This is a genomic window from Halobacillus sp. A5, assembly GCF_024189315.1.
GTDB lineage: Bacteria > Bacillota > Bacilli > Bacillales > Halobacillaceae > Halobacillus_A.
Genome location: NZ_JAIZEO010000003.1, coordinates 367203 through 380550, shown reverse-complemented (window position 1 = coordinate 380550; position 13348 = coordinate 367203). Strand labels below are relative to the sequence as shown.

Sequence of the window (13348 nt, the reverse complement as noted above, 5' to 3'; positions counted from 1 at the left end):
AATTGACGGTTAACCTTGTTTCTTCTATACTATCGAATAACAATTACACCACGTTCCACTTATGTATAGGCTTGAGAATAAGGCTCGGGTGTTTCTACCCAGCAACCGAAAATTGCTGGACTACATACTTTTTCATAATGGGTGACATACATCCTATGAAAAATATGCAGCACCTGAACTTTTCGTTCGGGTGTTTTTCTTTTAGAAGCATCGACAATGCAGCAGAGATAATAATACGATGCAATTAAAAAGGAGACTTTCATATGAAAATAACAAGTACACAGCGAAAACTTTTAGCAGAAACAGCATTAGGTAAAAGAAAAGCAGATACAGTAATTACGAATGGAACAATAGTAAATGTTCATTCAAAAGAATTGACTAAAAAAAAGGACATAGCGATTACGTCGGGGGCTGTAGCCTATATTGGGAACTGCCGGCACCTTATAGGTGAAGACACTAATGTAATTAACGCAAATGGAAAGTTTGTAACTCCTGGATTAATTGATGGTCACATGCATGTGGAAAGTACAATGCTCAGTGTAACTGAATTTGCTAAAGCTGCGCTTAAACAAGGGACAACCTCTATTTTTATGGACCCTCATGAAATTGCCAACGTGTTTGGACTTGAAGGTGTTCGATGGATGCACGAAGAAGGGCAAAACTTACCTCTGCGTGTATTCACTACAGTTCCTTCTTGTGTTCCAGCTGCAGATACCTTAGAGGACGCAGGTGCCGAGCTTATTCCTGATGATATTGAAAAAGCTTTAAAATGGGATAACGTAGCAGGTTTAGGGGAGGTTATGAACTTTCCTGGAGTCGTGAATGGAGACGAAAAAATGGCTCAGGAAATTGAGTCAACGATTCATGCAGCAAAAACTGTAACCGGTCATATCCCTGCAGAGGATCCCGGAATGCTGCAAGCTTATGTTGCTTCAGGTGTTACTTCCTGTCATGAAACCGTCACACGTCAACAGGCATTAGAAAAATTAAGACTAGGAATGCATGTAATGATTAGAGAAGGGTCGGCCTGGCAGGACGTGGAGCAGCTGGCTCCCATTGTCACAAAGGATCATATGCCGTCTGAGAATTTATCGCTTGTGACCGATGATGTTTACCCTCAAACTTTAACTGAACTTGGCCACCTCAACTATGTTGTAAGAAAAGCAGTCAGAGAAGGAATCGACCCCATCACAGCTATTCAAATGGCTACTATTAACGCTGCAAATTATTTTAATTATGGAGATACTTTAGGCAGTATTGCCCCCGGCAAATGGGCAGACCTTTTATTCGTCGATAATTTAGAAGATATGAAACCAACTACCGTTATAACAGGGGGAGAAGTGGTTTACGATAATGGAAAATATCATGCCAGCTTTCCTGTTTACACATACCCTGAGCAGGCAAAGGATTCAGTTCATTTAGAGCGTACCTTACTGTCAGAGGATTTTCATGCGATTAGTAATTCTTCATCAGAGACAACAGTTCATGTTATCGAAGCTTTAGAAAACAACGCTCGTACTTCAAAAGCTAAAGCAGTACTAAAAGTAAAAGAAAATGTAATACAGCCGGATTTAGAAAAAGATATTATACACCTGTCTTGTGTAGACCGTCACCATAGTTCAGGCCAAATTTCTAACGCTTTTGTTAAAGGTTTCCATATTCAAAGAGGCGCAGTAGCTTCTACAGTAGCGCACGACAGCCATAATCTGCTCGTCATGGGTGTCGACAAAACGGACATGGCTGTCGCAGCAAACAGGCTTGCTGAACTCGGCGGGGGAATGATAGTCGTTAATAACGGAAAAGTACTAGCAGAAGTCCCCCTCCCTATTGCCGGCCTGATGTCTGATCAGCCGCTTAATATCGTAAATACACAAGTAAAGGCACTGGACCAAGCATGGAAAGAGCTGGGCTGTAGAATGAATGCCCCCTTTATGACATTCTCATTAATTGCCCTTCCTGTTATACCAAGTATCCGGATTACGAACCGGGGAATCGCTGATGTTGATAAATTTGAGCTGATCACATTAGAACTCCAAAATAAATAGTGGGTCAAACACCCGCACCTTCTCTTATGAATAGGCTGATTCTAACCCTTTGCGCGATCGGGGTTAGAGGAGGCATTTGTGGTGGAACTTACTTTGTCACATGGGTTATATGGATTATTTACACTGATTATTATAATTACGATGGTATTTCGTAAAGGAGTTGTTCTGCCGACTTTATTAGGAACATTTGTAGTAGCGTGGGTATTCAAAGGCAGTTTAATTGGCGGATTTACAGCTGTATTTAATGCAAACCTTGTAGCAGCCCAGGAGCTCTTTAACATTTTCTTAATTATTACGTTCATGGTGGCCTTACTGCATTCGCTAAAAGATCTCGGAGCCGACCGGCGGATGATCGAACCCATACAGAAGATTATGATTAACAGTCATGTGTCTTTTTTTGTATTGGTTGGAGTTACGTACATCATTTCGCTATTTTTCTGGCCCACGCCCGCCGTTCCTCTTATTTGTGCATTATTAGTACCAGCGGCTATACGGGCAGGACTTCCAGCGATGATTGCAGCTGTTGCTGTAGCATTGGCTGGTCAGGGAATGGCGCTCTCTTCTGATTATATAGTTCAAGTTGCTCCAGAGCTCTCAGCCAAATCTGCCGGTGTATCCACGGCAGCTGTCATGGATCAAGCTCTAATCCTCTCCTTCCTAACTGGGTCAATAGCTATTGGAAGTGCCTATTTGTTTTACCGGAAATCATTCAGGAAAAAGTCAGATCCTAAAAATGAACTGGAAATTCAAAGCATGCAGGGATTAAAGAATCAACATGTCAGCCAAAATAAAAGTATACATCGCTGGAGTAAAATATTCGCTGTGCTCGTTCCCCTCTCCATGCTTGCCGTCATGATATACATGGTATCTACAAAATTAGATTCCGGACGAATGGGAGGCTTTGAAGGAGGTGACGGTGCCGCTTTTATAGGTGGAGTGGCTGTAATTCTTCTGTTGCTTTCGACTGTGGCGTTTGGAAGACATCGGGCACTCGACTATATTAGTGATCATATTACAGAAGGGTTTGTCTTTGCTTTTAAAGCTATGGGTCCTGTCATCCCAATTGCAGGTTTTTTCTTTCTTGGTAGTCCTGATTTCTCTGGCAGCATACTGTCGTTAACAGACGATACTTCCCCTGCGTTGTTATTTGATTTAGTTCAGTCCAGCCAGGATTTTCTGCCTCAAAGTGCTTTCCTTGCGGCTTTCAGTATTCTTATTATAGGAATAATCACTGGACTCGACGGTTCAGGCTTTTCAGGTCTTCCGTTAACTGGCGCCCTGTCCGCTTCTCTAGCAAACAGCAGTATTGATCCAACAACATTAGCTGCGATCGGTCAAATGGGATCGATTTGGACGGGAGGCGGAACGATTATCGCCTGGTCGTCACTGATTGCGATCGCCGGTTTCTGTGGTGTTTCTGTGATGGAATTAGTAAGAAAGAACTTTATTCCTGTCATGCTCGGTTTAGTGGTGTCCACAACAGTAGCTATGTTTATATTTTAACTTTACCCTCATTATGCCGGTACTATTTGATAAAAAACTGTCTATCTAAAAGCGAAAGACAACCGGTCTGTTGAAAAAGCATGGATGGTAAGCTGAATCGAGGATATAATTTATTTCCGCTGATAAAAATAAAGGCCTGCTCTCTCAAGATGGCATGAGAGAACATAAAGTTATTCTACAACCTGACTGTCTATCTTAAAACGATAGTCAGTTTTTTATTACCCCTACCGGCTATTCTGGTGCAATTTTGTTCCGGGCAACTACAACAGCATGAGTGATTTTCTGTTCCTCATCCATTACAGGAGTACCCTTTGCTTCGACATATACCCAGTGCCCATCAAAGTGCTTATGTCTGTATGTTGTACTGCGGATTTTTTTCGTTTTCAGCAGTTGTTTAAATTCATAACGAACGTGCTCAGCGTCATCCGGGTGGATGTAATTAAAAATTCGTTCACCTTTATAAGTTTCTGCTCCATACCCTAATACCTCTTGGTGGGAAGGGGACGCATATTCAACAACCCCTTCTGCATTCACAACTTTAATTAAATCAGAGATGTTTTCTGTAATGATCTTTTCTTTCCATACAACAAGCTCTTCCGGGAGAAACTCCTTCAGCTCCCGTCCTACGACCTGCTCGGGAGTAAGCCCCATTCTATAAAGCAGCTCCCCATCACATAAAGTATGTATAAACCGCCCCTTTCTTTTGACGTACTTGAAGGTCATACCCTGCTGCTCTCTTACCGTTTCCAACACTTCCTGCCGTGCCTTCCTTACTTCTTCTTCCATCCATTGTTTCTTATGTTCATCATTTGGCATCCCATATTCATTTAATATCTCATTCACATAATGAACATTCTTCAAGAAATCAGAGGCTGGCATCGGCGGGTTAAATAAATATCCTTGAGCCTCGTCACACAGATTCTTTTGGAGAAAAATCACATGTTCTTCTTTCTCCACTCCTTCAGCTACAACCTGGAAATTAAGCTGATGAGCCATAACAATCATTGTTTTTACAATGGTGGCGTCATTTAAATCATGAGTACAATGCTTAATAAAGGATTGATCGATTTTAATTTTATCGAGGGGGAGTTTTTTTAGGTAGTGTAATGAACTATAGCCTTTCCCAAAGTCATCTAAACTGATCACGACGCCCATGTTTTTCAATTCTCTTAAAATCGTATAGGCGTGCTCACTATCCATCATGAGGCTTTCCGTAATTTCCAGTTCCAGCTGTTCTGGATTCACACTCCATTTATCAACTATACTTCGCATCATATCTAAGAAATCAGGCTGATTAAGCTGGCGCACGGATAGATTTACCGAGATGGTCAGCGTATCGAGTTCACTGCCTTCCCATTCATTTAACTGTGAGCAGACCTTTTCCAGCACCCACCTGCCAATTTCATTAATTAAACTTGATTCTTCAGTAAGAGGGATGAATTCACCTGGAGGGATGATCCCTTCAACCGGGTGCTCCCATCGTATTAATGCTTCGGCTCCTGTCACTACACCTGAAGCAAGGTCTACTTTTGGCTGATAGAACAAAAGAAACTCATCATTTTTTAACGCCTTGTGTAATGCTTTCTCAGTCACAACATGGGGCGGGAAGTCCATATCCATAAGCTCTCCTTAGGTTGTTTTTCTTTTATATCGACAACTTTCTACAAGATTCGTAGTTTCCTGTTAAAACTTTCTCAAATAAGAGACGATATTAGTATTTTTACGATCAATATAATAGAATGAAAGCGTATACTCAAAGATTTCAAGCTAACACAATGGATAAAGGAGAGATTACAAAGTGAAAAAAATCGTAAATGATCCAGAATCTGTAGTGGAGGACATGTTGGACGGTTTAATTTCTGCTCACCCAGACTCTCTTCAAAAATTACCTGACACCACAGTTATTACAAGAAAAGACGCTCCAATCACGAATAAAGTCAGCTTAGTCAGCGGCGGCGGGAGCGGACACGAGCCTGCTCACGCTGGTTATATTGGTAATGGCATGCTTGATGCTGCAGTCTGTGGCGAGATGTTTACTTCGCCTACTCCAGATCAGGTACTGGAAGCTATTAAAGCAGTGGATGGAGGAGCCGGAGTATTCCTCGTCATTAAAAATTACACAGGCGATGTGATGAATTTCGATATGGCAGCTGAGTTGGCTGAAGCTGAAGGAATTCAAGTTGAAAAAGTTGTAGTAAATGATGATGTTGCTGTAGAAGACAGCTCTTTTACTACAGGACGAAGAGGCATTGCCGGCACGATTTTTGTTCACAAAATTGCGGGAGCAAAAGCCGCTGCCGGAGCTTCTCTTGAGGAAGTAAGAAGCAGTGCGGAAAAGGCAGTGGCCAATGTCCGATCGATGGGAATGGCCTTAACCCCTTGTACTGTACCGGCTGCAGGCAGGCCCAGTTTTACTCTCGATGAAAATGAAATGGAAATCGGCACGGGAATTCACGGAGAGCCAGGAATCGAGCGGAAGCCCGTGGCTGCTGCGGATGCTATTGCAGAAGAACTGATAAATAAGATTTTAGAAGATATAGAGTTTAATCAGGGGGATGAAGCAGCTGTGATGATTAATGGGATGGGAGCTACCCCTGAAATGGAGCTTTACATCTTAAATAAAAAAGTAAATCAGCTGCTTAAGGAGCGTGGTATTTCCACATATAAAACTTTTGTCGGCAATTATATGACTTCTCTTGAGATGGCAGGCTGTTCCGTTACACTGCTTAAACTGGACAAAGAATTAAAATCTTTACTTGATGCTGAATCCAGTGCCCCGGCTTTCCGCGTATAATAAGAAGGAGGAGCTTTTTATGGAACTTAACGCACAGGATATCATTACATGGATGCATAAAACAAATGAACGATTACAGAATAACAAAGATTATTTAACCACTCTTGACCAAGCAATAGGTGATGGGGATCATGGGATCAACATGGCAAGAGGGTTCAAAGAAGTAGTGAATAAACTGGACAATGAAAATTATGAAACAGCTTCCGACGCTTTAAGAGATACTGCGATGACAGTGATGAGTAAAGTTGGAGGGGCATCCGGCCCTCTCTATGGGACTGCATTTCTCAAACTGGCCACCTCATTAAAAGGCATTGATCCTGTTGACGAGTCAAGTTTTAAAACCGGGTTAGAAGAAGCTTTGGCTGGAGTCAAACAACGAGGAAAATCTGATCAAGGTGAAAAAACGTTAATCGATGTCTGGATTCCCGTTATGGAACTTTTCGACAATAACTTTTCTCCTGAAAAATTAACTGACACTGCAGAAAAAGCAATGGAGAATACAAAAGATATGAAAGCTACTAAAGGTCGAGCTTCCTACCTTGGAGATCGTTCGATCGGCCACCTTGATCCTGGATCCGTTTCTTCATTTTATTTATTTACGTCCTTAGCCGACACCGTGAAAGGAGGCGAATAAATCTTGGATTCTGTTGGTATTGTTCTTGTATCACACAGCAGTAAAGTTACAGAAGGCATTCGGGATATTTTGAATCAAGTAGCTAAAGAAGTCCCCGTAGAACTGGCCGGTGGTACGGATCATGGTGAGATTGGTACGAGCATTGAAAAAATTCAAGAAGCGATCAAGCAGGCACACACTGGCAGCGGGGTGCTCATCATCTATGATCTTGGCAGTGCGATGATGAATGCGGAGGCTGCCGTTGAAATGTCCGGGTTCGATGATATTGAAATTGCAAATGCCCCACTGCTGGAAGGAGCGTATGTAGCTGCTGTAGAGTCAAGCATGGGCAAAAGTTTAAGCGAAGTGAAACAATCGGCCGAAATGGCTTTAGAAGAATAATAAAGGACCGGCTGGGTTTCTCACCTGGCCGGTCCTTTTTTAATTCGTTCTTCTCTTTCTACGCTGAACCAAATATTCCACAGCGCCTGTGCCTATTAATACACCAGCGACGATAAGTACAAGTCCTGATAAGTGGTACCATTTAATAGACTCTCCCAGAAACAACGAAGCTCCAATCAGGGCAAAAAACGTATTAAAATTTATGAAGATCGCTGCTTCCGCAGGTCCAACCTGTTTAATCGCAAAATTGTAAACCATATGTCCGAAGGCTGTACATATTAATGCACTGAATAAAAAGACGGTACCAAGCTCTACATCGAACAAACGCACGATTTGCCATGGATTCGATTCCAGAACTAAACTTAATATAAAAATAAAGAAGGAACCAATAACCATCATATACCCTGTCAGCAGTCTTGGATCTAAGTCAGGATTTAATTTACTAATTAAAATAAAGCTGAAGGCCTGGGCTGCAATCGATATAAACACGAGAAAGTCCCCGATAGACATTCCTGTCATTCCTCCTGAGCCAACAAGAGTAGTAACAATCACCCCTGCAAAGCCAAGCAGGAAGCCCAGACTCTTAAAAATGGTCACATGCTTGCTTAATAAAATTGTTGATAACACCATTGTCAACAGCGGTCCCAATCCAACGATAAGACCTGTATTTACTCCGGAAGTATACTTTAATCCCACAGCCATAGCGGCGTGGTGAACAATAACATTAAAAATAGAAATATAAAAAATAATTAGTGATTCTTTTTTCGTTGGCCATCTTAATATTTTCATAACATACATGACAATCAGAACCGCAAGACCAGCTGCAAAAATCCTTACGGAAGTTAATAAAATCGGATCTATATTCTCCACTAACACTTTAATGGCAGAAACATTAAACCCCCAGAGCATCATGACAAACAGAAGCAGTATATACATTCGTGTCAATACATCACCACATTTCTCTTTCGGCTGCTCCTTCCTACTATACTACGAATCACTCCCTGTGACAGCTAAACTTTTTTTCTAAGATTGAACAGTTGTTAACCTATCTCCGCCCAACTATGATAAAATTAAATGTTACTTACAAGAAAAGGTTGAATTGCCATTGAAACATTTACATCCTTCATTCAATTATTGGCTCAGCCGGCTGATGGCTTCTGATCCAGGAAGAAAAAGACTCCACCAGGCCGGGAAAGCCACTATTAGTTTAATGTCTTCTGTTTTTACCATTCTCTTCATTCTAATGATCACCGGGGGACCTGAGTTAACACCTGCCATCATGGGTGGAATAGCCGGGATGATGGGAATAATGGTAGTTAATGATGAAACGACAGCATTAAAAAAAGGGACAACTTTGCTGCTGAGCTTATCAGCTGTTATAGGAGTAACTTCAGGATCTTTACTAGCCTGGAATGCGTTTCTCGTCTCCTCATTAATGATTGCCGTCATCTTTAGTGGTTTCTATTTCTCCAAGTATGGAAGCCGTTATTTCTCCTTAGGTATGGTTGGATTTATTACGATTTATTTTGCATCATTCCTGCAGCTGCCGGCTGAGCAGTTCTTATGGTTCTATATGGCCATTCTTATAGGCATTTCTTTTGCTTACCTCTATAACTTCATCGTGTTTAGAGGATCAGCACAGCTGTTAAAACGAAGTATTTATTCTTTTCACCGGCAGGCTAATTTAACATTTCAGATTCTTATCGAATTATTAGCAGATGAAACGACCGATGAAAGCAGAAGCAGACGGTTGACGGCAAATGTCAAAATCCTTCGTGATTACGCCGGTCATGTATCGTCGGACTTAAACACTCATGATATTAAAGAATTATGGCCTGGACTCTCTTCTGCACAAGTGAAACTGTACGTTTTTGACACTGCTATGTTTGTCGCCACTCTAGCTGATTCCCTTTCCCAGTTAAAAAAAGACGACGCTCTCGAAACGAACGGGCTTCGGAATTTGCTTATTCGTGTCATAGCCTCTCTGCAGAAAGCTGATGTATTAGCTCTACATTATGATGAGAGAAACTTAACAGAGGCACAGCTTGCCACCGACGAATTAAGAAGCAAAATTAATGAATTGTTTAAGAGTGAGGGAGAACCTGAAGGACGTCTGTACTTACTGAGACGGATAGAATCGATTGCTCACCATGTTACTCATGCTGCCCTCTCCATTCAGCGCATTAAGAATGAGGAGTCGCCTGATCGTCTTGAACAGATTCCATCTGAGGAGCAGGAAGAAGATAGAGAAGATGATAAAACAACAGGACTTGAACCGACAACAAAAAAAGCCTTTCAAGCTTTAGTTGCCGGTGCAATTTCCATTGCAGCAGGTTATGCGATTTCGCCTGTCCAGCCGTATTGGATAGTACTGACTTCTTTTATCGTTCTGCTTGGCACTCAGTCTGTCGGTCGTATTTATTTAAAAGGTCTGCAGCGTTCAATTGGCACGATTCTTGGTGCCATTCTTGGTTTCTTTTTCGCAGAAATGGTTTCTGGACATTCAGAACTGGAAACCATTTTGTTATTTGCCGTCGTCTTCTTTGCCTTTTACTTATTAACGGTCTCTTATATGATGATGAGCCTCTTTATTACGATGCTGATCGCTTTTATGTATGACCTGCTACTCGGAGGGATCAGCTTTTCTCTGCTCGGGGCAAGGGTTATTGATACGATTGCGGGAGCAGGTATTGCATTGTTCGTTTCTTCTTTTCTATTCCCTACGAGGACAAGGGATAAAGTATACGAAACATTTAAAGATTACCTTGATGAATTAGAAAATTATCTCATTCCTTATATTCGAAGTTTTACCGAAACTACAGATATAAAAACTTTAGCTGAGCAAGCTTTTATCCTCGATGAGAAACTGCAGGTTATCCTTAATGAAGCTGAGCCGATTATGAAGCATCCTGGTACACGCCGGCATTCTGAACTGCCGAAATGGGTGACCATTTTTACAGCGATGAACTATTACGCCGATCACCTTGTCGCCTCGTCTTACCAAAAAAATATAGGTTTTCCAAAAGAAATTCAAAACGTTTTCCCAGATTTAGAGAAGAAACTGGTTCACAACATAACGACGGTTAAGCAGCGATTGAACGGCGAATCTGGTCCCAGCACATTATTTACATTAAAAATAGAAAGAGAACAAATTGAACGAGGCGCTCCTCTAGAGCATCAGCATTATATTGATTTAGTCCACCATGTTTATTATATTTGGCGCATAAACCAATCCCTGCTTTTGTTAGGAGAAAAGCTCGGTACCTTTGAGAAAAAGAACAGCCTTGTTGAGTAAACTCTACAGGGCTTACTGGCTGTCGAGAAACTCTCGACAGCTTTATTTAATTTCTGTTTTTATTAAATAGCGAGTCCATGCTTCAATCAAAACAAACGCGCTATCATGAGATAAAAATGATCACGACTGCTGGTACCGGACAAGTTAACCTTCACTGCAAAGAAAGGAAAATGCCGACAAGCCTTATAGTCGGGTGGCTGCCCGCTAGTGCAAAAAAATGCTTGTAGAGAACACGTCTCTACAAGACTTACTTCAACCTTTATTATAGTTCACGGGCCCAATGACGGTGCTCAGCAATAGCATCTATCAATTCGTTCACAAATTTTGTCGTATCATCCCCATGAACGACTCCAGGAGCTGAAGAAATATCAGCTTCTTCAATCCATTTCTTCCCTTCATGAGTAGCTCCTATCGCCTTGCAGTGAGAGAAGGCTTCCTTTATAAAATACATAGCGTCTTTATAAAACTGCTCACTCACCTGCTCCCCGCCTACAGCGTAAATTGAATCAAATAAAACAGACTCGCCTGTTAAAAAGGTGTGATCTGCTTTTAATTCGGTCCCGTCAGTGGCCTGAATAGTCCCAAGCTTTTCACTTACAATCTGAGGCTCTGCGCCTTGATCCTTCAACGCCGTCAGGATAAAGCTTACTTCAGAGCCATTAAAACCGTCTGCCAGTAATACTGCAACCGTTCTCGTGTCAGGTTTCTTAGGTGAATTCTCCTGACTGAGTGCCGGAGAGGATTTAGTCACATCCGAACCGCCGCTTTCCGGAACCTTACAACCAATATTTTCAGCAAACCCTTGTGCTAGCTCTAAGCTGACGTTAGCATACATGTCCACGACCTGCTGTTTTACTGACGGATCTTCTACTTTTCCTAATTCAAAGCTGAAAGCCTGAATGATGTGCTGCTTCTCTGCCTCACTCATGCTGTTCCAAAACAAAGTGGCTTGAGAGAAATGATCCTTAAAGCTCTCGCTTCTAGCTCTTACCTTACGACCTTCTACCTTCTCTTCATAATGGGTAAATCCGCCTTCTTCTTCACCAGCTGTTTCTGGTGTATTATCTGCTAGAGAATTCTTGTGATAACTCACAGGTCCTTTATTGATTGTCATCCGGCTGTACCCGTCACGCTGATTATTATGGAACGGACAAACCGGGCGATTAATCGGAAGCTCATGGAAGTTTGGTCCGCCAAGTCGAATCAGCTGCGTATCGGTATAAGAAAATAGACGTCCCTGCAGCAGAGGATCGTTGGAAAAGTCTATACCTGGAATAACATTACCCGGGTGGAAGGCTACCTGTTCCGTTTCAGCAAATACATTATCAACGTTTCTATTCAACGTCATTTTTCCAATGATTTTTACGGGAACATCCTCTTCCGGCCAAAGCTTTGTAGGATCAAGAATATCAAAATCAAAGCTGAACTCTTCATTTTCCTTAATAATTTGAACACCCAGTTCATACTCAGGATAATCCCCCGCCTCGATTGATTCATACAGATCGCCGCGATGGAAGTCCGGGTCTTTACCATTAATTTTCTGAGCTTCGTCCCAAACAAGTGAATGAGTTCCAAGCACAGGTTTCCAGTGGAATTTCACAAAGTGAGCTTCTCCTTTGTCATTGACAAACCTGAACGTATGAACACCAAAACCTTCCATCATTCTAAAACTTCTTGGTATCGCACGGTCAGACATTGTCCACATCACCATATGAGCGGACTCCTGGTTATTGGCCACAAAGTCCCAGAATGTATCATGTGCTGAGGCAGCCTGGGGCATTTCATTATGCGGTTCAGGCTTTACAGCATGGACAAGATCGGGGAACTTTAATGCATCCTGTATAAAGAATACTGGAATGTTGTTACCTACTAAATCATAGTTTCCCTCTTCTGTATAAAACTTTGTGGCAAATCCTCGGGCATCTCGAACTGCCTCCGCGGACCCTTTATTCCCAGCTACAGTAGAAAAGCGGACAAATACAGGGGTTTTTACTGATGGGTCCTGGAGAAAACCTGCTTTTGTATATTCCTTCATAGATTCATAAAGTTCAAACTCACCATGAGCTGCAAATCCCCGGGCATGGACAATTCGTTCCGGAATACGTTCATGATCAAAGTGAGTCATCTTCTCTCTGAAATGAAAGTCTTCCATTAAAGTAGTGCCGCGCTCGCCTGCTTTTAATGAAAACTCATCCTCTGACACTTTTGTTCCATGATTAGTCGTCATTTTTTTTCCGCGGTCATCAGTACGAAACTCCTCAAGCTGCTCATCTTTCTTATTTTTGTTCCCCATTATTGTCCTCCTATTAGTGTATTATGTAAATTTTAAAATACTATATTTAAATACCACTTCCCCTGATAAATTAAACCGTTTGCATGCAAAATCTATCAAACGGGGCACTACCTTCGAACCAATATATGACAAACTTCATCACTTTTTTACTAACTTATACCGGTAATTTTTCTGTGAAGATAACCATTAAAGTTAATTTGAAAATACCTACCAAAGTGGTTGCAAGATTATGCTTGCAGGTACTTAACATTAAATAATAGCTACGATGTCGGGAGTTAGGAATCCACGACACAATTACTGAAAAAATTACTAGAGTTCAAGTGTGATGCTGCGCCTGTTACATTCCACAACGAGTGAGGTATAAAAGAATGTCATCGGACAAACGGTCAAACTTACTAAGCTA

At 41.7% G+C, this 13348-nt stretch carries 9 protein-coding genes and 1 riboswitch; of the genes, 6 read left to right on the top strand and 3 right to left on the bottom strand.

Annotated elements, in window-relative coordinates:
* The first annotated feature begins 41 nt into the window (after positions 1–41).
* A riboswitch (purine riboswitch) is annotated at positions 42–143 on the top strand.
* 120 nt (positions 144–263) lie between these two features.
* Both ade and LF822_RS13680 read left to right on the top strand, forming a co-directional pair.
* Positions 264–2045, top strand: coding sequence for an adenine deaminase (ade, locus tag LF822_RS13685; RefSeq protein WP_253924627.1), 1782 nt, complete (start codon positions 264–266; stop codon positions 2043–2045).
* A gap of 81 nt (positions 2046–2126) precedes the next feature.
* The gene (locus LF822_RS13680; RefSeq protein ID WP_253924626.1) at positions 2127–3548 is read left to right on the top strand and encodes a hypothetical protein; all 1422 of its coding nucleotides are present in this window, start codon (positions 2127–2129) and stop codon (positions 3546–3548) included.
* Positions 3549–3779: 231 nt separating this feature from the next.
* Here the strand turns inward: LF822_RS13680 and LF822_RS13675 are convergent, their stop codons facing one another.
* Positions 3780–5168 carry an EAL domain-containing protein gene (locus LF822_RS13675; protein WP_253924625.1) on the bottom strand — a complete coding sequence of 463 codons (1389 nt, stop codon included), beginning with the start codon at positions 5166–5168 and terminating at the stop codon, positions 3780–3782.
* Between the two features lie 178 nt (positions 5169–5346).
* On the opposite strand from LF822_RS13675, the gene dhaK reads away from it, so the two are divergent.
* Genes dhaK through dhaM form a run of 3 tightly spaced genes read left to right on the top strand, consistent with a single transcriptional unit; the run spans position 5347 to position 7357 of the window.
* Positions 5347–6342 (top strand): dihydroxyacetone kinase subunit DhaK, encoded by a 996-nt coding sequence (dhaK, locus tag LF822_RS13670; protein ID WP_253924624.1) that lies wholly within the window; start codon positions 5347–5349, stop codon positions 6340–6342.
* A gap of 19 nt (positions 6343–6361) precedes the next feature.
* Positions 6362–6976: a dihydroxyacetone kinase subunit DhaL gene (dhaL, locus tag LF822_RS13665; protein ID WP_253924623.1), complete on the top strand. Its 615-nt coding sequence runs from the start codon at positions 6362–6364 to the stop codon at positions 6974–6976.
* Between the two features lie 3 nt (positions 6977–6979).
* A complete protein-coding gene (gene dhaM / locus LF822_RS13660) occupies positions 6980–7357 on the top strand; it encodes a dihydroxyacetone kinase phosphoryl donor subunit DhaM (protein ID WP_253924622.1) in 378 nt (125 codons plus the stop codon).
* A 39-nt stretch (positions 7358–7396) separates the two neighbouring features.
* Here dhaM and LF822_RS13655 read toward each other — a convergent pair whose 3' ends face one another.
* Entirely contained in the window at positions 7397–8293 is an 897-nt protein-coding gene (locus LF822_RS13655) for a DMT family transporter (RefSeq protein WP_253924946.1), read from the bottom strand.
* Between the two features lie 169 nt (positions 8294–8462).
* On the opposite strand from LF822_RS13655, the gene LF822_RS13650 reads away from it, so the two are divergent.
* Positions 8463–10652 carry an FUSC family protein gene (locus LF822_RS13650; RefSeq protein WP_253924621.1) on the top strand — a complete coding sequence of 730 codons (2190 nt, stop codon included), beginning with the start codon at positions 8463–8465 and terminating at the stop codon, positions 10650–10652.
* 262 nt (positions 10653–10914) lie between these two features.
* On the opposite strand, the gene LF822_RS13645 is transcribed toward LF822_RS13650, so the two are convergent.
* Positions 10915–12945, bottom strand: coding sequence for a catalase (locus tag LF822_RS13645; RefSeq protein WP_253924620.1), 2031 nt, complete (start codon positions 12943–12945; stop codon positions 10915–10917).
* Between the last annotated feature and the right edge of the window lie 403 nt (positions 12946–13348).